At 40.8% G+C, this 21,462-nt stretch carries 21 protein-coding genes; 13 read left to right on the forward strand and 8 right to left on the reverse strand.

The window, feature by feature from the left end:
- The first annotated feature begins 115 nt into the window (after positions 1–115).
- Both QZ407_RS00115 and QZ407_RS00120 read left to right on the forward strand, forming a co-directional pair.
- Positions 116–1,366: a DUF2130 domain-containing protein gene (locus QZ407_RS00115; RefSeq protein ID WP_295767033.1), complete on the forward strand. Its 1,251-nt coding sequence runs from the start codon at positions 116–118 to the stop codon at positions 1,364–1,366.
- A gap of 69 nt (positions 1,367–1,435) precedes the next feature.
- Entirely contained in the window at positions 1,436–2,173 is a 738-nt protein-coding gene (locus QZ407_RS00120; RefSeq protein WP_295767034.1) for a DUF481 domain-containing protein, read from the forward strand.
- 2 nt (positions 2,174–2,175) lie between these two features.
- Here the strand turns inward: QZ407_RS00120 and QZ407_RS00125 are convergent, their stop codons facing one another.
- Complete coding sequence (locus QZ407_RS00125) at positions 2,176–2,664, reverse strand: VOC family protein (RefSeq protein WP_295767035.1); 489 nt, start codon at positions 2,662–2,664, stop codon at positions 2,176–2,178.
- A 54-nt stretch (positions 2,665–2,718) separates the two neighbouring features.
- Between QZ407_RS00125 and yihA the strand changes: the two genes are divergently transcribed.
- From yihA to QZ407_RS00160, 7 genes are all read left to right on the forward strand, one after another.
- Positions 2,719–3,327 carry a ribosome biogenesis GTP-binding protein YihA/YsxC gene (yihA, locus tag QZ407_RS00130; RefSeq protein WP_157543441.1) on the forward strand — a complete coding sequence of 203 codons (609 nt, stop codon included), beginning with the start codon at positions 2,719–2,721 and terminating at the stop codon, positions 3,325–3,327.
- 70 nt (positions 3,328–3,397) lie between these two features.
- Complete coding sequence (locus QZ407_RS00135) at positions 3,398–4,255, forward strand: UbiA-like polyprenyltransferase (RefSeq protein ID WP_295767036.1); 858 nt, start codon at positions 3,398–3,400, stop codon at positions 4,253–4,255.
- Positions 4,240–4,851, forward strand: a complete 612-nt coding sequence (locus tag QZ407_RS00140) for a Crp/Fnr family transcriptional regulator (protein ID WP_295767037.1) — start codon at positions 4,240–4,242, stop codon at positions 4,849–4,851. The genes QZ407_RS00135 and QZ407_RS00140 overlap by 16 nt, the downstream gene beginning before the upstream one ends.
- Before the next feature lie 79 nt (positions 4,852–4,930).
- On the forward strand, positions 4,931–6,532 hold the full coding sequence (locus QZ407_RS00145) for a Na+/H+ antiporter (protein ID WP_295767038.1): 1,602 nt from the start codon (positions 4,931–4,933) through the stop codon (positions 6,530–6,532).
- A gap of 66 nt (positions 6,533–6,598) precedes the next feature.
- Positions 6,599–7,507 carry an NAD(P)/FAD-dependent oxidoreductase gene (locus tag QZ407_RS00150; RefSeq protein WP_295767039.1) on the forward strand — a complete coding sequence of 303 codons (909 nt, stop codon included), beginning with the start codon at positions 6,599–6,601 and terminating at the stop codon, positions 7,505–7,507.
- The gene (locus tag QZ407_RS00155; protein ID WP_295767040.1) at positions 7,494–8,237 is read left to right on the forward strand and encodes a 5'-nucleotidase; all 744 of its coding nucleotides are present in this window, start codon (positions 7,494–7,496) and stop codon (positions 8,235–8,237) included. The genes QZ407_RS00150 and QZ407_RS00155 overlap by 14 nt, the downstream gene beginning before the upstream one ends.
- A complete protein-coding gene (locus QZ407_RS00160) occupies positions 8,215–9,156 on the forward strand; it encodes a metallophosphoesterase (RefSeq protein ID WP_295767041.1) in 942 nt (313 codons plus the stop codon). The genes QZ407_RS00155 and QZ407_RS00160 overlap by 23 nt, the downstream gene beginning before the upstream one ends.
- On the opposite strand, the gene QZ407_RS00165 is transcribed toward QZ407_RS00160, so the two are convergent.
- From QZ407_RS00165 to QZ407_RS00175, 3 genes are all read right to left on the reverse strand, one after another.
- Complete coding sequence (locus QZ407_RS00165) at positions 9,157–10,017, reverse strand: HAD-IIA family hydrolase (protein WP_157543434.1); 861 nt, start codon at positions 10,015–10,017, stop codon at positions 9,157–9,159. It abuts the gene before it with no gap.
- Positions 10,018–10,114: 97 nt separating this feature from the next.
- Entirely contained in the window at positions 10,115–11,161 is a 1,047-nt protein-coding gene (locus QZ407_RS00170; RefSeq protein ID WP_295767042.1) for a hypothetical protein, read from the reverse strand.
- Between the two features lie 39 nt (positions 11,162–11,200).
- Entirely contained in the window at positions 11,201–12,556 is a 1,356-nt protein-coding gene (locus QZ407_RS00175; RefSeq protein ID WP_295767043.1) for a glutamine synthetase family protein, read from the reverse strand.
- Between the two features lie 204 nt (positions 12,557–12,760).
- On the opposite strand from QZ407_RS00175, the gene QZ407_RS00180 reads away from it, so the two are divergent.
- Positions 12,761–12,934, forward strand: coding sequence for a hypothetical protein (locus QZ407_RS00180; protein ID WP_295767044.1), 174 nt, complete (start codon positions 12,761–12,763; stop codon positions 12,932–12,934).
- A 190-nt stretch (positions 12,935–13,124) separates the two neighbouring features.
- Complete coding sequence (locus tag QZ407_RS00185) at positions 13,125–15,158, forward strand: ATP-binding protein (RefSeq protein WP_295767045.1); 2,034 nt, start codon at positions 13,125–13,127, stop codon at positions 15,156–15,158.
- Between the two features lie 7 nt (positions 15,159–15,165).
- Here QZ407_RS00185 and QZ407_RS00190 read toward each other — a convergent pair whose 3' ends face one another.
- The 4 genes from QZ407_RS00190 to QZ407_RS00205 are packed head-to-tail and all read right to left on the reverse strand — an operon-like array spanning position 15,166 to position 18,399.
- Entirely contained in the window at positions 15,166–16,428 is a 1,263-nt protein-coding gene (locus QZ407_RS00190; protein WP_295767046.1) for an aspartate kinase, read from the reverse strand.
- Positions 16,429–16,430: 2 nt separating this feature from the next.
- Positions 16,431–17,231, reverse strand: a complete 801-nt coding sequence (locus QZ407_RS00195) for a DUF3298 and DUF4163 domain-containing protein (protein WP_295767047.1) — start codon at positions 17,229–17,231, stop codon at positions 16,431–16,433.
- Entirely contained in the window at positions 17,228–17,701 is a 474-nt protein-coding gene (locus tag QZ407_RS00200; RefSeq protein ID WP_295767048.1) for a GNAT family N-acetyltransferase, read from the reverse strand. Before QZ407_RS00200 ends, QZ407_RS00195 begins: the two co-directional genes overlap by 4 nt.
- A gap of 8 nt (positions 17,702–17,709) precedes the next feature.
- Complete coding sequence (locus QZ407_RS00205; protein ID WP_157543427.1) at positions 17,710–18,399, reverse strand: YggS family pyridoxal phosphate-dependent enzyme; 690 nt, start codon at positions 18,397–18,399, stop codon at positions 17,710–17,712.
- Positions 18,400–18,549: 150 nt separating this feature from the next.
- Here QZ407_RS00205 and QZ407_RS00210 point away from each other — a divergent pair, with 150 nt between their 5' ends.
- Positions 18,550–19,023 carry a DUF4296 domain-containing protein gene (locus tag QZ407_RS00210; RefSeq protein WP_295767049.1) on the forward strand — a complete coding sequence of 158 codons (474 nt, stop codon included), beginning with the start codon at positions 18,550–18,552 and terminating at the stop codon, positions 19,021–19,023.
- On the forward strand, positions 19,023–21,392 hold the full coding sequence (locus tag QZ407_RS00215; protein ID WP_295767050.1) for an endonuclease MutS2: 2,370 nt from the start codon (positions 19,023–19,025) through the stop codon (positions 21,390–21,392). The genes QZ407_RS00210 and QZ407_RS00215 overlap by 1 nt, the downstream gene beginning before the upstream one ends.
- The last annotated feature ends 70 nt before the right edge of the window (positions 21,393–21,462 follow it).

Here is a 21,462-nt window from a genome sequence, read left to right on the forward strand (position 1 = left end):
CAAAAGCCCTTTGATTATTCTTACTTCAACACTGAGATAACAAATTGCTTAAAAAGTTAGCAAAATTACCGTTACCTTCGTTAATGCATATTTGCATAGTTGTAACGACGATTATATGGCTACAGAAGTAAAATGTCCTAATTGCAGTCACGGTTTTCCTATTGAGGAGGTAATGACCGAGGAGTATAAAAAGCAGCTTAGAAATAAGATGCAGCAGTACACCCAGCAAAAAGAGGATGAATTCAGGAAGAAGGAAGAGGAGTTTGCTGTAAAGCAACGTCAGCAGCAAATGCAGTTTGAGCAGCGTCTTACTGAAGAAAAGCGGGCTTTACAGCAGGATATGGAGCAGTCGCTCCGCAAATCAATACACGCCGATGTAGAAAATCAAATGCGCATGCTCGAAAATTCGCTTAAGGAGCAAGAGGAGAAGTTGCGTACATCGCGCCAGAAAGAGCTTGAATTTTTACAAAAAGAGCAAACGCTTAAACAACGTGAGGAAGAGCTTGAGCTGATAACAGAACGCAAGCTGCATGAACAGCGCGAAGCCTTAGCTGAACAAATACGCAAACAGGAAGCTGAGAAATTTTCATTACGTGATAATGAGTACCAGTTTAAAGTACGTGAACTCGAAAAGCAGCTTGATGATCAGAAAAAACTGGCCGAAGAGATGAAGCGTAAAGCCGAGCAAGGTTCTATGCAGTTGCAGGGCGAGGTGCAGGAGTTGATGCTGGAAGAGCAGCTACGTAGCTATTTCCCGTTTGATATGGTTAACGAGGTTGGTAAAGGAATACGCGGAGCCGACTGTATACAAACTGTTCGAAACCAATTTGGGCAGGAATGCGGTAAGATAATTTACGAAAGCAAGCGCACCAAAGAATTTGGCGGCGATTGGATAGAAAAGCTAAAAAAGGATATGCGCCAAATGGGTGCTGATATTGCCGTTATTGTAACCCAATGCTATCCAAAAGATATGGAGTGCTTTGGAGAAAAAGATGGCGTTTGGATATGTTCATTTAGTGAGGTAAAGGCTGTTTCTTACGTGTTAAGACAAGGTATAATGAAAACCTCGGCCATTGTGAAGGCACAGGAGGGGAAGGGTGATAAAATGCACTTGTTATATGATTACCTTACCAGCAGCGAGTTTAATGAGCAATGGAAAGCGCTGCGCGAAGGTTTTGGCAGCATGCGTATGTCAATTCAAAAAGAACGTGAGGCCATGGAGAAGCTATGGAAAGTGCGTGAAAAACAGTTGGAAAAAGTATTGTTAAGCGCGGTTCAAATACAGGGCTCAATTGAAGGTATTGCCGGTAATGATAATATACAATTAAGCTTAACCGATGATGACGATTTGTTGATGCTGGGTTAGCATAAAGGCTTTTTTGCAAACAATAGGGCGGTTGGGTTGTCGGTTAAATGATTACCAACCGCTTTTTGCATGCAAAGAAGCTTAATATTGTGCTTACTGGTGTTGGTGCTTGCAACAATTACTGCCAAAGCCCAATTTAACGATACCACTAATTACCATTTAATATTCAACGGTTCAGGCACGGCCAATCGTGCTCCTGAAGGTAATACCTATTTGCTTAATAACGCCTTGCGCTTTGAAGTAAAGAAAAAAAGCGTTTCACTTAATGCAACCAATTCATGGGTTTACGGAAAATCAAATGGGGCGGTCACCAATAACGATTATTCGGCAGCCGTTGATTTCAATTTGTATAAAGCAATTCCGCATGCCTACTATTGGGGATTAGCAAATTACAACACCAGTTTTTCACTCAAAATTAATAACCAACTACTGGCAGGGGCGGGTATTGCCTATAGTATTTTAGACAGGCCTGATGCTTACCTCAACGTAAGTGATGGTATACTATATGATTTAAGTGACATAAATACCAGCGATACCACACGCGAAGTTTACAATACTTACCGCAACTCTTTAAGGTTGCAGTTTCACTTTGTGATCAAAAATTTGATTACAATTGATAGCGGTAACTTTTGGCAGCCATCTTTACTGCGGTCAAATGATCATATCATTCGCACAACTTTTGGCCTGGGTTTTAAAGTAACCAACTGGCTTGCTTTAAACAGCTCATTTGCCTACAACAAAATTACACGTACAAAGGCAGAGAACACTTTGCTTACCTACGGACTTAAGCTTGAGAAATACTTTTAAAGTTATTTCAGTTCAGCCAAAAGATTATCGGTATCTAAACGCCGGGTGTACATTGTTAGGTTGCCGATTTCATCAGTTGGCCACAATCCGCGCGGGCGGTCCCAGTATAACTCAACACCGTTGAAATCAGGGTCATTTAAATAAATAGCCTCAGATACCCCATGATCAGACGCTCCTGTTATCTGCGGATATTGGGCATCAAGCAAGCGTTTCAATATAGCTGCAAGGTCTTTACGTTCGGGATATAAGATAGCGGTGTGGTACAAACCCGGGTAACGGTCAGGCGCAGGTTCTGAGCCGAGGCTGTGCCAGGTATTCAAACCAATATGATGATGATATCCGCCTGCCGATATAAAAGCAGCCTGTGCTCCATATTTCATAACCAGTTCAAACCCTAACAAACCACAATAAAAATCAAGTGAACGTTGTAAATCACTAACCTTTAAGTGAACGTGACCAATGCGAGTTTGTGATGGGATGGAATAACTCATTTAAATATATGTTTAAACATCAAATTTAAAATTTGTAACTGTTACCTTTGTATCATGATTGTCAAATCTGCCGAATTTATTTGTAGCAATACACAAATTTCAAAATTGCCACCTCCCGAAAAGCCGGAGTATGCTTTCATTGGCCGTTCCAATGTGGGTAAATCTTCACTCATCAATATGCTTACGGGCAAAAAGGGCTTGGCAAAAACATCGCAAACGCCCGGTAAAACACAGCTAATAAACCATTTTTACATAAACGAGCAATGGTACCTGGTTGATTTACCAGGCTATGGTTATGCTCGTATCTCCAAAAGTAAAAAAGAAGACTGGGATAAGTTTATACGTACCTATTTAGATAAGCGCGAGAGTTTGCAATGCGTACTTGTACTTATTGACAGCAGGCACGAACCGCAAAAAATTGATGTGGAGTTTTGTAATTGGTTGGGTGAAAAAGGACTATCATTTGTGTTGGTATTTACCAAAGCCGATAAGCAATCTAGTATAAAAACCGATCAGAATATTGCTAAGTTCCGTAAAGCTTTACTGGCAACGTTTGAGGAAGTACCGCAATTTTTTGTAACCTCATCAGAAAGTAAGTTGGGTAAAGACGAAGTGCTGGGCTTTATTGATGAAGTGAATAAGGGTTTTGAGGTAAACTGGTAACCGTAAAATTTACGCATTCTGAAAGTCTGAGCGTCCTTCTTACAGGTAAGGATAGATTGAACAAATTGAAATGAAAAAATACTTTTCTTTAGTTACCTTTTCGCATACCATATTTGCCATGCCATTTGCCTTCATAGGCTTTTTTCTGGCAGTTACAACCACCGAGCACACGTTTAATTGGGTTAAATTGTTACTGATGCTGTTATGCATGGTATTTGCCCGCAATTCGGCCATGGCTTTCAACCGCTATCTGGACAGGGATATTGATGCGCTCAACCCACGAACCAAAGTACGAGATATACCGGCCGGCCGAATTTCGCCTGCTAATGCGCTTACTTTCACGCTGGTTAATTGTGCGCTGTTCATCATTACAACATGGTTTATAAATAAGCTTTGTTTCTTTCTTTCGCCGGTTGCGCTACTGGTAGTGCTGGGTTATAGTGCTACCAAACGTTTTACTGCTTTATGCCATTTGGTATTGGGTTTAGGCTTATCGCTGGCGCCCATTGGTGCATATTTGGTGGTAACGGGTGAGTTTGCCATGTTACCTGTATTTTTTTCGCTTGCTGTAATTTGCTGGGTAAGTGGTTTTGATATTATTTATGCCCTGCAAGATGAAGACTTTGATCGTAACCATCACCTGCATTCTATACCTAGCGCTTTAGGTACCGTAAGGGCGTTAAATCTGTCAACCTTTTTGCATGTGCTGTCGGCCATATTTGTAATACTCCCTGCTGTATTTTATGAGTTTGGCTTTGCTTATTATATTGGTTTGGCCGTTTACTGCAGCATGCTGGTTTACCAGCACCGCCTGGTGAAACCAAATGATTTAAGCCGGGTAAATTTTGCTTTCATGACAACCAATGGTATAGCCAGTGTAGTATTTGCAGTATTCTTTTTAATTGACAGGTTGTGGATACACAAGTAGCCAATGAAATATTCAGAGTTGGAATGGCGCGCTTCATTACGTTTACCGACGATGAATGGCAGTTATGCTCGCAAAATATTGGCTACCTAACATTAAAAAAGAAAGAGAACTTTACTGTACCCGAAAGGGTTGAAGACCGCCTTGGGTTTATTGTCAGTGGGTCTGTTCGCTATTTTTACATAAAGGATGGCGAAGAAGTTACCGGTTACTTTTGCTTCGAAAAGGAATTTGTAAGCTCATACAAAAGTTTTTTAAGGATTGAGCCGGGTATCAATTACATTCAGGCTTTGGAAGATACAGAGATGATTGTTGTTACCCGCCAACAGTGGGAACAATTACTGGCGCATCCACAACTTGCTTATAAAATGGAACGCTTTGGCCGCTTACTGGCTGAGCATTATTTGTGTTGTTATGAAGACCGTATAGCTGCTTTTGTTACCGAAAGCCCTGAAGAACGATACTTAAAATTGTTAAGCAATGGTAAAGGCGTGTTGCAACGTATACCACAACATTACATAGCACATTATCTGGGTATTACCCACGTGTCTCTATCGCGGATACGTAAACGTATATTTGCTGATAGGCCGGTAGTTTAAGCATACAAGTAAACGTTGCAAAAAACAATTCTCTTAGGAATTTCTTATTTTTAGGAAAATCTGTTTTAGCCGAAAACTTATGCACGAGAGCTTCCTGTTTTATATTTGCCTGTTGCTTGTTATTATGCTGCTGGTTATGCTGGCGCAAAAAATCAAAATCTCTTACCCCATTGTATTGGTTGTAGGCGGCTTTGCTATCAGCTTCATACCTTCGGTTCCATCAATACATATATCACCACAGCTTATCTTTTTAATTTTTTTGCCACCGTTACTCTATGATGCTGCATGGCAAACATCATGGAAAGATTTTTGGAAGTGGCGCAGGGTTATTGCTTCATTCGCATTTCCAATAGTAATTATCACATCTGCCGTAATTGCTGTAATATCTAATCAGCTTATTCCAGGCTTTACTCTGGCTTTAGGGTTTTTACTAGGTGGAATAATTTCGCCGCCCGATGCCGTTTCAGCAACATCCATTTTAAAAGAAGTAAAAGTGCCTAAACGCACATCGGCCATATTAGAGGGCGAGAGTTTATTAAATGATGCATCCAGCTTAATTGTTTACCGTTTTGCGCTGGCAGCAGTTATAACGGGTAGTTTTTCGATAGGGGAGGCCTCTTATAAATTTATTGAGGTGGTTGTAATGGGTATTGCTACCGGGTTAATTATAGGAGTAATTTTTTATGCCCTTCACCGCTGGATGCCTACCACCGCTAGTATTGATACCGTACTAACTTTTGTGGAGCCTTACATCATGTATATTGTTGCCGAGCATTTTCACTACTCTGGGGTGTTGGCAGTAGTAACCGGTGGTCTTTATCTGTCTAACCGAAGCCATGTAATACTTAATCATGTAAGCCGGTTACAAACCGTAAATGTGTGGCAAACTATTGGCTTTTTATTCAATGGTTTTGTGTTTTTGTTGATAGGTTTAGAATTTACTGCTGTTATTAAAGCTACGGGTGCAAACCTCAATAGTAACCTAATTTATGGAATTGTAATTTCAATTTCCGTAATCATACTGCGGTTACTTAGTACCATGGGTGCATCGGTGTTTACTATGTTTGCCAGCAAATTTATTAAAACCGAAGATAGCCGCCCGGGGTGGCGCGGTCCTATGGTTATAGGCTGGGCAGGCATGCGCGGGGTTGTTTCGCTGGCATCGGCATTGTCAATACCGCTTGTGCTTAAAAGCGGGCAGCCCTTTCCACATCGCGAAACAATTGTTTTCATAACCTTTATTGTAATCATGTTTACGCTGGTATTTCAAGGGCTTACATTACCCTGGATAATTAAAAAATTTGGTGAGTCTGAGCGTGATTATTTAATTCCTGAGCATGAGCAGGAGGCAATGGTAAAATCTGAAATGAAGAACGTTGCCATTGCATTGCTTGATAAAGAATATAAAGAAGATGCTATCAGCAATATTCTCTTGAAAGAGTTAAAAACTCGCCTTTCGAATGAGTTGGCTTATGTTGACGGCAGGCACAGCAGGGATGAGCATGAAGCCGTGCAAAACAAACTGCGTTTTCAGGCCGCTTACAAACACGTAATTGAGGTACAGCGTCAAAAACTGCAGGAGCTTAACCAAAAGCCCGAGTTTGAAGAGGATGTGATTGATAAATATGTTTCTCAGCTTGATTTGGAAGAAGAAAAACTTAGGCAGCAATTTGAGCTTTAACAAAAATGACACTTTAAACATAATGAATTAAATGCAACTTAGTTGCTTTTGTATAGTTTTGCTGATATGAATTCAGCACAATATGATGTTATTATAATTGGGGGCAGCTATGCGGGTTTGCAAGCCGCCCTAACGCTTGGCCGATCAAAACGCCAAGTTTTGGTTATTGACTGCGGAATGCCCTGCAACAGGTTTACGCCACACTCGCATAATTTTTTAACCCATGATGGTAAAGCACCGCACGTTATAGCCGCCGAGGGTAGGGAGCAACTAAAGAATTATCCTAACGTGAAATTTTTGAAAGATACGGTGTTGGAGGCTCTTCAATTCAATGAAAATTTTGAGATTACCACTATCTTTGAAAAAAAAAAAATTATTGCCCGGAAGTTACTTTTTGCAACAGGAATAAGCGATGTAATGCCTGATATAAAAGGTTTTAATGATTGTTGGGGTAAGTCGGTTATACACTGCCCGTATTGCCATGGTTATGAGGTGAAAGGCCAGGTTACAGGCGTGTTTGGCAACGGCGAAAGCGGGTTTGAGTACGTTAAAACTGTAAGCCATTGGGCAGGTAAAGTGACATTGTTTACTAACGGACCTTCGTTGTTAAATAACGAAGAAACTCAAAAGCTTGCTGCCAAAAACATAACAGTAATTGAAACTCCTGTTACAGAAGTAATTCATGAGGAAGGGCAAATATCAGGCCTTGTTTTAAGTGATGGAACCACTGCTGGTTTAAGCGTTTTGTATGCGCATACTGCATTTAAGCAGCATTGTGATATACCGCAGGCTTTAGGTTGTGAAATGGCTGATACAGGTCATATCAAAACCAATGGTTATGGTAAAACCAACGTCATGGGACTTTATGTTGCGGGCGATTGCTGCGATCCGTTGCGTTCAGTATCAAGTGCGGTACGCGGAGGCATGGCTGCAGCGGCTTTTTTAAATAAAGAACTTATTAATGAAGATTTTTAAACCGTTATTATACTTAGCCATTCTGGCCACTTTTTTTGGCTGCGGTAAAAGGTATTCTATAGTCCGTTCGGCAAGGGGAGAGTATCATATTGATAGTACGCTTACCCTTGACTCGGGCATAGTGAAAACTTATTTGCCTTACAAAAGGAAAATGGAGGCACAAATGAACGCGGTTTTAGGAGAAAGTGCTGTAGCTTTAGAAAAGGAGCGTGGAACAGAAAGTCTGCTGGGAAATTTCTACGCTGACGCGGTAGCTTCCGAAGCCCGAAAACTGGTTAACTTTGATTTTACCATACCCACTACCAAAGGTGGTTTACGTAACGAAATTCCAAAGGGTAAAATAACTTTAAGTACCATATTTGAACTTATGCCATTTGAAAATGAGCTGGTGCTAATTAAACTTAAAGGAACTGATGTACAGCAATTGCTGAATTTTATAGCAGCAAGCAACGGTCAACCGGTTAGCGGCCTGCAAATGACCATAAGTGATAAAACGCCTGTTAATGTGATAATAAATGGAAAGCCATTTAATGTTGCCGACACCTATACCGTGTTAACGTCAGATTACCTGGCAAATGGTGGAGATAACACCAAAGGATTGGCAACACCGCTTGAACGTAAAACAATTGGCTTGCGAGTTCGGGATGCACTTGTAAACTATGTAAAAAATCAAACCGCATCAGGTAAAGTAATTAATGCTCAGTTAGATGGACGAATTAAAGAAAATTAACCGCAGGCAATTTGTTAAGGCTGGAAGTTTAGTTGCAGCTACGGCGGCAATGAGCGCTTATTCTATTGATGCATTAGCTGCCGGGGATTTGCAGCGGTTAACCATTTTGCATACCAATGATGTGCATAGCCGTATAGAGCCATTTCCGATGGATGGTTCGAGGAATCAAGGCTTAGGCGGGGCAGCAAGGCGGGCGTCTTTAATTAAGAAAGTTAGGAAAGAGCAAAGTAACGTGCTATTGCTCGACGCTGGTGATATATTTCAGGGTACACCGTACTTCAACATGTTTGGCGGCGAACTTGAACTAAAACTCATGAGCGATATGGGTTACGATGCCGCAACCATGGGCAACCATGATTTTGATAATGGCATTGAAGGGTTTTATAAGCAATTACCAAATGCTAATTTCCCTATACTAATGAGTAATTACGATTTTAGTAACACCGTAATGCACTCATCTACTAAGCCTTACAAAGTGTTTAACAAGCAGGGCTTAAAAATTGGTGTGTTTGGATTGGGCATCGAACTAGCCGGATTGGTTGATCCGCGGAATTACAGGGAGACGCAATACCTTGACCCGGTTAAAAAAGGAAACGAAATAGCAGCCCTGCTTAAAAATGAATTAAAATGCGATTTGGTGATATGCCTCTCGCATCTGGGCTATAGTTACCGTGATAACAAGGTATCTGATAAGGTGCTTGCTGCACAAACCCGTAATATTGATTTGATAATAGGCGGCCACACTCACACATTTTTGGATGAACCTGAAGATGTAAAAAACCTCGACGGAGAAGTTACTACTATAAACCAGGTTGGCTGGGCAGGTATAAACCTGGGGCGGATAGATTATTATTTTGAAAAGCGCAGCGGTACGAAAAGCAAACAGGCCTCGCAATATCAAATAACCAACGGCCTTTAATTACTTAACCTTCACCACGGCCGATTGGCAAACGTGAGTTGGTACTATACCGGTGGCATTTATTACTGTTTGTGCATCCTCTGGTAGTGTGTTGCCCGAAAATACCAGTACGGTATCCAGGCCAAACTTATTGCCACCTAATATGTCGGTATGCAATGTGTCTCCAACCATTAAAATATCCTTTTTGCTGATGTTTTCATTCTTAGCTCTGACAAGGTCATAGGCAAACATAAACATCTGCGAATCGGGCTTGCCAAAATGCAGGAACTTTTTGCCTACAATATGCTCAATCATATTAGCAAGCGCGCCTACGGCGATAGCCACGTTATGCATGGTTACAGGGTAAGCAAAGTCGGTGTTGGCTACTATGGCGGGTATATTGCGTTTACGCAACAGATTAACAGCTTTGTTTAAATCTGCAAACCAGTCAAACCCTTCATCGTCCATAAAAACAAGGCCGTTCACATGGTTAATGTTTTCCTCCGTGATATCACGCACGGGAATGGTATGTAGTCCGGCACTTTCAATGTAATGTGCCGAATCATCTGTACCCAGGTAAGCAACAATGCCGCCATCCACTTTTAAATCGAGGTAGTCTTTAGCCAGCATTCCTGATGATATAATTTTGTCGGGCGTTATCATATCCAGCCCAAGCTTTACAAATGACTGGGCCAGTTGCTGAGGGCTGCGTGATGCATCGTTGGTTACAATGTAATACTCTTTGTCGTTAGCTTCCAGGTAGTCAAAAGTATCTTTCATACCCGGAACCAATCCGCCGTAGTTTTTTATAACGCCAAACGAGTCGAAAAAAATCACTTTATAACGGTCGGCAAGAATTTTAAAGTCAACAGTTTTCATCATGGTTTCCGTAGGAGTTCACCGCAACTTTATAAAAGCGATGGTTTTAAAAATCTAGAGCATAAAGGATAATTAGCCCTTTATTAGTTTAAAAGCTAAGTTATTTGAGCTTTAATGCCTTTAATATTACTTCTGCATCAAAATCGCGTTCAACTGAGGGTAAGTAAATATCATAAGCCTCCTGCTGTAATTTATTGGCATACTGCTCATGAAAAAAGTGTTTACCATCTTTAATTACATAATTAAGTATAAAAAAGCGATAAGCCTCTTTCATAAAGTAAACCTCATTCACTGTTAGCGGATTATGCTTGTGATATTCTTCCAGAAATTGAATAAAGCGTTTCTCTGTAAGCGTCGTTATGTAGTAGCTAAAAACTGTGCGATCACCAACATCAGAAACCACCCTGCTAAAAAAGTAAAAGTCCATTACACGGTTGGTCATCCTAAACCAATCATAGTCCCAACGTGAATATAACTCCTGCTTATGCGTTACCGAAAAGTTGCCAATGTTCCAATCAATAAACACTGGGATAGTTTGAAAGGTATTTGCAGCGTACTTGGCCCGTCCTTTTAAATACTTATCACAATGATAACGCAACTGATCAACCTGGCTGCGCGTGCCAAACCTGCTTTCATCTTCAGCAATCTGATCTAACAGACTATTAATGTCAGTACGCATAGTCTTTGAAGACTTTGGCAACACCTTGCTTACCCGGGCGCAAGCCTTATGAAACTTAGCAGTTTGCTGGGCAAACTTGCGTATGTTATTGTCCTCTAACCGGCGGGGCAGCCGTTCCATAATGCGCGTTGGATTGTAAAATACCACCCAGGCTTCCTCACCGCTGCCGCGATGCCTGTAAATGTAAACCCTGTTATTTTTGAGTAATGACTTTGCAAGGAAGTTTTCATAAGGGTACAGCAAGTTATTGCTCAAGCTGTGTATAATACGATGATCTTCCTTAAAGTAGTCATATTTTCCAAAGCTTGATAGCTTTGCAATTACAATATCATCGTCTTCAAACCTAATTCTGAAAACCAGATTGGTTGATACATTGGCGCTTATATCGTCAATGCTTTTAATAATTTTTGAGGCATCATATCCTTCCCAGGCTTTACGTACAATTTGCCTGCTTAATTCGTGGTCCATAATTGGTTTTAAACGGTTGCCGTGGTTAGCAGCAAACCGTTATATAATTTCAAAATAACGTTTAAGTTCCCAGTCGGTAACGTGCCGGTTAAACTGCCGCCATTCCCAAACGCGCGTGTTGGTAAAGTGCTCAGTAAACACATCGCCAAAAAGCTCACGGGCAACTGCCGAGTTCTTCATGGTGGTAGCCGCATCAAACAAATTAGTAGCTATGCTGCCATTGCTTTTATAATTGTAACCGTTACCGTTAACGGGAGGCAAATTTAACGGTAATTTATGTTTTATACCATATAAACCAGAAGCTAACGCGGCAGAAAGAGCCAGATAAGGATTGGAGTCGGCCCCGGGTATACGTGTTTCCAGGCGGGTATAGTTGTGCGCATGGTTCAGTACCCGCAAAGCAGCTGTTCTGTTATCAATTCCCCAGGTAACGGTAGTCGGCGCCCATGCTCCTTCAACCAAACGTTTGTAGCTATTAACAGTTGGTGCGTACATAGGAACTATATGCGGTAAGCAATACAACTGCCCTGCAAGATAATGCTTCATAAGTTCGCTCATCTTGTTTTCGTCGGCTTCGTCATAAAACAAGTTTTTGCTTTTGTCCATGCTCCAGAGGCTTTGGTGTACATGGCCGCTGCAACCCGGCAAATCATGGCTCCACTTTGCCATAAAAGAAGCCATAATACCGTGTTTTGATGCTATTTCTTTCACGGCATTTTTTAATAATGCGGCTTTGTCTGCAGCAGCCAAAACCTCGTCATGCATTATTGCTATTTCATACACGCCGGGTCCGGTTTCAGTATGTAACCCTTCTACAGGTACACCAAATTGAGTTAACAAATTGAGAAGATCAAAATAAAAATCGCTTTGCTGCGAAGGACGTAATATAGAGTAGCCAAACATTCCCGGCGTTAGGGGATTGATGTTAGTAAAGCTTTTTTTTTCGAGTGATTGTGCTGTTTCAGAGAAATTAAACCATTCAAATTCCTGTGCAAACTCGGGGTGGAAGCCTAAGGCATTGCATTCCTCAGCAATTTTTTTTAGCAAAGTGCGGGGGCAGGGTACATGCTCATTTCCCTTCACATCAAAGTCGGCCAAAAAAAACGGCATATCATTTTGCCACGGTACCGTGCGAAAGGTTGACAAATCAATTTTGCACTGCTTATCAGGATAACCTGTATGCCATCCGGTTACATTTACATTATCATAGCCTTGATCGTTACTATCCCAACCAAAAACAACATCGCAAAAGCCATAGCCATCATCAAGTCCGGCTTCAAACTTTTGCCGATGAATTACTTTTCCCCTTAAAACACCGTCTATATCGGCAAAGGCAAACTTTATATGCTGTATATTATGGTTGTCTAAATAGTCGGTAATGTGTTTTTTATCCATAAGGCGAAAGGTTATGTGATAGTTGAGCAAGTTAAATAAATATGCAGTAATAAAGCTACACTTACACGTTTAAGCTAATTTTCAGCAGGTAATTTTACGCTGTTTTCTTTTAAATTAACATCGGTACGGTTATTGTTTTATACGTAAAGTAAGACAATGAGTTTGTCTAATGAAAATGATTGTTGAACTTAAGGATTGTGAATCATGAAAAATCAGGAAAATTTAACAAACAATGGTCAGGGCTCAACCACAGCCGATCGTAAATTTGCCAACCAGCGCGAAGTACAAAAAACAAAAGGTGTAAGTAATAGCGGTGGTCAGCCTTCATTTGTAACCTCAAATAAAGATAGCGACCGCGGTCAGAAGAATAAAAAATAAGAAACTGACCCACATTTAATAATTGGGGCCTCTTGTAGTTTACAAGGGGCTTTTTTGTTGTTTATTAATTTTTAATTAAATTTGTATCAGCAATTTATAGTTTGCCTAACGGTTATTTATTAACACAACAATTTTAGTTTGTACCCGTAGAAAGCATAAGATATTGCCTTATATTTACGGTACTACTTTAATGCCCCTGTTGAAATTTGTGCTATTGATTTTGGTGTTTTGCTTGCCTTTAGGTTTTGTTAAAGCACAATCTGCCGCTTCATTGCCGGTAGCAAAGCACAATAACGCACTTACCATTTCCGATTTGGATAAACTGGTTAAACGCTACCGTTATTCAAAACCCGATTCAGCCGTTTACTACGCAAATCAAGCTATTTTACTGGCCCAAAAAACTAATGACCTAAATGGAAAGGCTATGATGCTTAATCATTTAGGTATGATTGATGATAATTTGGGCGAGTTTGAATCATCAAGAGCAAAGTATTTTGAGGCACTGCAATTGTATCGCAAAAAGGGTAACGCTGTTGGCGAAGCTGCTGTAATAATACGCCTCGGTGTGGTTGAACTGCGGAAGGGTAATTATGATAAAGCAATAGGGTATTTCTTACAATCTCTTAAGGTTGCTGACCGTAGTAATAATGAGGCTGGTAAAATGGAGGCTTATTTAACCGTATCAGAAGGTTACGTAGGGCAGCGAAAATTTAAAATGGCCCTCACTTACCTTAACATTGCCGAAGGGATTAACAAAACGCTTCCCTTTTCAAATCTATCATTAAACATTTATAACAATTACGGTATTATTTACCGTGAATTAGGCCTTACCGAAAAGGCTAAGACTTACCTTGAAAAAGGAATTCTGTTAAGTGAAGAGCCGCAGTATCAAGGACTAAACATTACGCTTACAAATAACCTGGCAAAAGTATACAACAAAGAAGGTAACAAGCAAAAGTCAATTCAGCTTCAGAAGTCGGCATTGGAGAAGGCGCGTAAAATTCAAAACTATTTGCGTGAGTATCAAACCCTTACCGGCCTTGCTGATACCTACGGCGCTTTAAATGGAAGGGAAGCGATACATTATTACAATTTGGCTTTAAGCCTTGTGCGTGAAAAGGAAGCACATAAGCAGGAAATTGAGGTTTTGGGTAGATTAGCTGATTTATATAAATCGCAAAAAAACTTCGAAACCGCATTGCTGATGAAGGAAAAGCAAAATGCTTTGGCAGATAGTTTCTTTTATAAAAAGATGGCCAGACAGGTTGTTAGCTTGCAGTCGGGCTATGAATTATACAAATCAAAGGCGCGTGTTAACCAGTTAAAGCAGCAAAATAGCCGCCAAAGGCTCGAAAGCAACGTATTTATAGGTTTATGCATTGCATCATTATTAGTGGTTACTATTGTAAGCTACTATTTTTACAAAACCCGCAAACTTAACAAACTTCTAAATACGGCAAATACCAGCCTTGAAGAATCTAATCGGGTAAAAGATAAGCTGTTTTCTGTATTAGCACATGATCTAAGGTCGCCGTTTGCATCGGTTTTAGATTTGATGCATTTACTTGAGGATGATGATATTGGCGCCGAGGAGCGCGTAATGCTGGTGAAAAAGCTTACCACTGCTGCGAACATATCATTAGAAACGCTGAATATGCTGCTTAAGTGGGGCGAAATGCAGATAAAAGGCGTGAGGTTAAACAGTATGATTGTTGAACCTAAACAAGCTATTACGCGTGTTATGGGATTGGTAAGCTCGAGCGCTGAGAAAAAGATGATCAGGATAATTGATAGGGTGGACGAGCATATGGCTATTACAGTTGACCCTAATCATTTTGAATTCATTGTGCGTAACCTGTTATCAAACGCAGTTAAGTTTACGGCGTCGGGTGGTAACGTTGTTATAGCTGCAGAGATAGATACAGAGTTGTCTGAAGTTGTTTTTTCTGTAACAGATAGTGGAGTAGGTATAAAGACGGAGCGTATTGATCGTATTTTTAACATTAGCAACACCAGCACTAAAGGTACCAACAATGAAACCGGTACCAGCCTTGGGCTTTTAATTTGTAAGGAATTTATTGACCTTAATAAGGGTCGTATCTGGGTAAACAGCGTTGTAAATCAAGGGTCAACCTTTTACTTTGCCTTGCCTTTATTTAAGGTCACCGTGCCGGGTGTACAAATCAACACGTCGTCAGTAAAAGCCAGCAAGGCCGATATTTAGCGTTTTATTAATTGCTGGCAAATACAATTTGCGCAGTGTTTCGGCTGGTTTGTTCCAACAGTACTTTCTTTCCTTCGGTTAGTTGTTCAATTATATGCTGTTCAAAGTGGCGCAAGGTTATCAGCTTCAGGTTGCTGTTATATTTAACATTAAAGTTTTCCTGCAGCTGATTTAACAGCTTTTGAAATCGCTCGTCAACAAAGTCAAAACATGCAGACAGGCTTAACGCAGAGGTTTGCAAAACGTTGATTTTGACAAGGTTTTGAGCAAATATATTGTAAACGTTGCTTAAGTGTTTTTCGGTTATGAACGAGTAATCTTTAGCCGATACTGATAGCAACATCTGATTTTCTTTTACAATTATCACAGCTTTTTCAAAGCTTTGGTTGCTTGTATCTCCAATTTTGGTACCCGGAGCATCCGGATCACCAAAGGGCTTTACCAATAATGGGATGCCTGCGTTTTGTAAAGGCTTAATAGTTTTTGGGTGAATTACCGTTGCGCCGTAGTAAGTCATTTCCATAGCTTCTGCGTATGAAAGTTCATCAAACTTTACGGTATCAGTAAACAACTTGGGGTCGGCATTCAGTACACCCGGTACATCTTTCCAGGTTGTGACAGAACTTGCATTAAGGCAGGCCGCAAATATAGATGCTGTGTAGTCAGACCCTTCGCGGCCAAGCGTTGTGGTGAAGTTTTCAGATGTGCCTCCTAAAAAGCCCTGTGTTACAATGATGTTTTGGCTCAGCATTGCGGGTATATCATGCTGTATGCTTTCGCAAGTTTTGGTCCAGTCAACTACCCCTTCGCGGTATGTATTATCGGTATGAATATATCCTCTTACATCAAGCCATTTGCTATTTAAACCGCTTTGGTTAAGGTAAGCATCAACTATACGTGTTGACAGTAATTCACCAACCGATACCAGCTGATCGTAAATGAAGTCAAACGTATCTACCGGCTCATCTTCCAGCATCCAGTCAATCTCAACAAACGTGTTGTTTATTTCATCAAACACAGTATGCTCGGAGCCAAACAACTCATGCATAATACCATAGTGGTATTGCTTTATTTCCTCGTAAATGAGGTGCATTTCAACATTTTGCTCGAAGTAAGCTTTGGTAAGTTTTTCAAGCGCATTGGTTGTTTTTCCCATTGCCGATACTACAATCAACAGCGGTTCACCGGCATACTTATTTACAACGTTTGCAAGGTTTGCTACTCCTGCAGCATCTTTAACAGATGCTCCTCCAAATTTAAATACAAGCATTATTAATTATATCGGGCTGTGACGGTGCCTTGCTTAAGCAACGTTTTAATTTTTTCGTAAGGAATTTCTAAAGTAGTACGGCCGGCTGCATAAGGCTTAATTTCATACTGGTTGTATAAAAAAGTAAGACCTACTGGTGTAATTAAAAAATTTTGATTAAGACTGAATTTGGCATCCTTAAAAAAATAATTGTCAGCCAATGATGCCGTTTCAGAAAGGTTTTCCTGTTTGCGGAAAATTTGCTCTGCAATTTTATTTAATTCAGTCTCATAACCTGGCCTGAAAATGTCGCTCAGTAATATTTTCTTTTTGCCGGCCACATCCCAGTTGAGGTATCTAACAACGGTCATTCCATGCGCACCACCCGTAAACTGGTATCCGTTGTATTCCAAATTAAGTAAACTGCTGTCTTGACGTATTACGTCAACTTTACTATTTAACTCAAAAAATGCCGGTGATGTTGGATTTTGCTTTTTGAAATCTTTGTAGTCTTGCAAAAATTGCCAGCTAAGGCGTTGTAGTCCGGCTATTCCTTTTTGGCGGTCTAAAAGTGTTGACAGACCGGTTAATACGGTATCATTAAGTAAAGGCTGATTATCAAAAGCAGGGTAGCGGAATTTGATGGTAGTACAAGCACTATCAGGTTTGCCGGCGCAATCATCAGCTTTGGCATTTATAGTTTTAAACTGATAAGTAAGCGTATCCCGCCATACATCCGGAATATCATTTTTAGGCTTTCTTTCCACGCAGGCGGTTAAACTCAGGCCAGCTATGCTTATCAGTGTTAAAAATTTAGTTCTCATAACGGATAGTTTAGTATCTGCTCGGTTGATAATGATGCGTTAAGCCAACCTGCTTCCAGGCCTGCTTCATATTTTTTATAAAATTTTATTGCCGGTTCATTCCAGTCAAGCACCTGCCAGGTCATTCCGCTAAAGCCAAGCTCCCTTGCCTCTTGTATCATGCGGTTAAACAGCATTTTACCGATGCCTTTTCCGCGCATAATTTCAGTTACTATTAAATCTTCAAGGTAAAGGCGGCTGCCTTTCCAGGTTGAATAGCGCACGTAATAAAGGGCAAAACCCACAATAAATTCATTCACCTCTACAACAAAGGCTTTCCAAACTGGTTTTACGCCAAAGCCTGCTTCTTCAAATTGTTGCAAGGTAACCGTCACTTCCTGAGGGGCACGTTCATATACTGCCAGTTCTCTAATTAATTCCAACAACCGCGGACAATCTTGCTTTTGCGCCACTCTTAAATGTGCCTTCATACCTACAGTTAGTTGTTTTTGTAATGCTTTATAACGCGGTCGCCAAAAATGGTACTACCCAAACGTACCATAGTGCTTCCTTGCTCTATGGCAATCTTATAATCTCCAGACATGCCCATCGATAGGGTATCAAAGCTGTCTTCATGCCTGAAAAAGCTTTGTGTAATGCCATCAAAAAAAGTATCTAGTTCGTAAAACTCTTCTTTAATCTGCTTTTCGCTATCGGTATTGGTAGCAATGCCCATAAGCCCGCGTATACGGATGTTTTTTAATTGAGCAAACTCTTCAGATCGCAGCAATTCAATCACCTCGTCAAAGCCAAGGCCATATTTGGTTTCCTCGTCGGCAATGTAAACCTGCAGCAGGCAATCAATTACACGTTTGTTTTTCTCGGCCTGCTTGTTAATTTCCTGCAGCAATTTCAGGCTGTCAACCGATTGGATAAGGCTTATGAAGGGCGCAATGTATTTAACCTTATTAGTTTGTAAATGGCCAACCAAATGCCATTCAATGTCTTTTGGCAGTGCTTCATACTTTTCAACCAGCTCTTGCACCTGGTTTTCACCAAAAATGCGTTGACCGGCGTCATAAGCCTCTTGTAAATCGCTCACAGGCTTAGTTTTGGAAACCGCAACCAAGGTTACACTAACGGTATCAAGTTCGCGTTTAACACTATTAATATTATCAGTAATGCTCATTTATTATGTAAATTTGCTCTTTAAAATTAAGCTACATAAGCTGCTGCTAAAATTGCCTTTTATGGGGCAGAAATGTGAGGGCTACTTATGAGCCCGCTAAATTACAGAATGCGTATATATAAAATCTTGTTTTTTTTTGCAGCGGTTGTTATGCTTGCCTCTTGCAAGCAAGGCAGGCCCGATGGTATTCTGAGTCCCAAGCAAATGGTGCCTTTGTTGGTAGATGTTCACATAGTTGACGGAAGTTTATCAAACGTGCCTGCGATGCCCGATAGCTTGTTTAAGCATGGCGTAAGCCGATATGATAAACTTTTTAAAGCACATGGGGCAGATAGCGTTCAATTCAGAAAAAGCTTTGCCTGGTATGCTAACGAACCCGACCAGCTTTATGATATTTACGTTAAGGTGAGTGACATCATAAAGGCAAAGGCTGATTCATCATTAAAAGCCCGCGCCAAAACCGATTCATTATTACAGGTTAAGCAAAATAAATTGTTAGCCGAAAGAGCAAAACGTGTTGCCGATTCGGTAAGAAAAGCAGAGAAGCGTAAGGCTGATTCCATACGTAAGAAGGCAAAAACAGATTCTACTGTTAAAAAGCCTGTTAAACCGAAATTACTATAATGCTATATCCAGATAATAGTGCAGATAAATTAGGCTTTACCGAAGTAAAGGAACTGATTAAAGCACACTGCCTGAGTACTATGGGCCAGCAAATGGTTGATAAAATTCAGGTAATGAACAATTTTGATCTGATTCGTAAATTTTTGAGTCAGGCCAACGAATTTAAAAACATACTGCAAAATGATGTGGCATTGCCCATCAACCATTTTTTTGATATAAAATCATTGGCAAACAAGGTTAGAATTGAAGGTACTTTTCTTAGCGAGGAAGAGTTTTTTCAAATTCAAACTTCGTTAACAACCGTGTTTGCAGTAATAGCTTATTTTAATGAGCGCGAAGGGCAATATCCAAACCTTGAGGCATTATTTGAGCACCTGCCCATTGAAAAAACTATATTAAAAAAAATAGATATGGTGCTTGATGCAAAAGGTAAAATTCGCCCTAATGCATCAAGAGAACTGCAGGAAATTACCTCGGGCATAAGTAAAGCCGAACAGGAAGCGCGCCGCAAAATTGACCATATTTTTAAAAGTGCAAGCTCAAGCGGCTGGACGGCAGACGGCTCACTTACCATACGCGATGGCCGCTTATGCATACCTTTATTAGCCGAAAACAAGCGAAAGCTTAAGGGATTTATACACGACGAATCGGCCACAGGGCAAACCGTTTACATTGAACCCGAAGAAGTTTTCTCACTCAATAACCGCATCCGCGATTTGGAATTTGAACGCCGCCGAGAAATTGTAAGGATTCTTACCCAGTTAACCGACGAGCTCAGGCCCTATGTTCCGTTGCTGTTATCATATCATGGCTTACTTACCAAGCTTGATTTTGTTAGGGCAAAGGCGCTGTTTGCTATTGATGTTGAAGGTGTAATGCCTGTAGTAGTCAACGAAGCCAGGTTACGGTTCATCAATGCCCGCCATCCATTACTATTTTTAAGTTTTAAAAAAGAACAAAAAACTGTAGTGCCGCTTAACGTGCAAATTGATGAAGGTACGCGTATCATCACGGTATCAGGCCCCAATGCGGGTGGTAAGTCAGTTTGTATGAAAACTGTTGGTTTATTACAAATGATGATACAGGCCGGCTTGCTTATACCAGCCGATGAAAGCAGCACAGCCGGTGTGTTCAAACAATTGTTTGTTGATATAGGCGACGACCAGTCTATTGAAAGTGACCTGAGTACATATAGTGCGCATTTAAGTAAAATGAAGCACTTTGTTGAGATGGCTAACGGCAAAACCATGATTCTCATTGATGAGTTTGGTACAGGCACCGATCCGCAGTTTGGTGGCCCAATTGCCGAAGCGGTACTTGAATCGCTTAACCATAAGAAGGTGCGGGGCATGGTAACCACGCACTACTCTAACCTTAAAATATTTTCGAGTAATACCGAGGGCATTGAGAACGCCTCCATGCTGTTTGATAACGTGCAAATGAAGCCGTTATACCAGCTAGAGGTAGGCAAACCCGGTAGCTCATATGCATTTGAAATTGCCCAAAAAATAGGATTGCCTCAGCAGGTACTTAACCTGGCAAAAAATAAAATAGGTTTTACGCAAAAGAAGGTTGATACATTATTGGTTGACCTGGAGCGGGAGAAAAAGGAGATTTACGATACCAAAGTACAACTTAACCGCCAGCAAAAGCGTGTGGATGACTTACTTATAGAAAATGAAAAGCTGAAAAGCTACCTGGAGGAAAATCAGCGGGCGCTTATTCGAGATGCCAAGCAGCAGGCTAAGGATATTATCACTAACGCGAATAAGCTGGTTGAAAATACCATTGCCGAAATTAAAAATAATCAGGCTGATAAAGAGAAAACGCGTGCCCTGCGTGAGAACTTAAACCGCGAGGCGCAGAAGAACACGGTTAAAACAGAAGCGGCAGCTGCCAGGCAAATTGCCGATGAGGAAATTAAGGTTGGTGATTGGGTAAAGCTTACAGACTCGAACACTACGGGCCAGGTTATGGAAATAGCCAAAGACAATATTATTATTGCCATAGGTGATTTGCGTACTGTAGCCAAGCGCAAGCGCGTTCAAAAGGTATCACGTAAGGAAATTCCTAAAGAAATACGTCGGGCAGGTACCAGTGCTTCCTCTACCAGTGATGTAGCGGGTTTTAGTCCGGAGATTGACGTGCGGGGAATGCGTGGTGAAGATGCGTTGCATGCCATTGAAAAGCTCTTAGACCGAGCCATTATGATGAGTTTTAATAACCTTAAAGTTATTCATGGCAAGGGTGATGGTATTTTAAGGAAACTAATACGTGGCTACCTAAAAAAGTATAACGAAGTAAGCCACATGGAAGATGAACACCCGGATAGGGGCGGTGATGGAATAACTTACGTGCATTTAAAATAATAGAAAATTATAACGTATGCCAAAAGGGTATCAGTGCTGGTGATGTGATTGCCGGCCTTGATACCCTTTG

Source organism: uncultured Mucilaginibacter sp., from assembly GCF_913773635.1.
In the GTDB taxonomy this organism is placed as follows: domain Bacteria; phylum Bacteroidota; class Bacteroidia; order Sphingobacteriales; family Sphingobacteriaceae; genus Mucilaginibacter.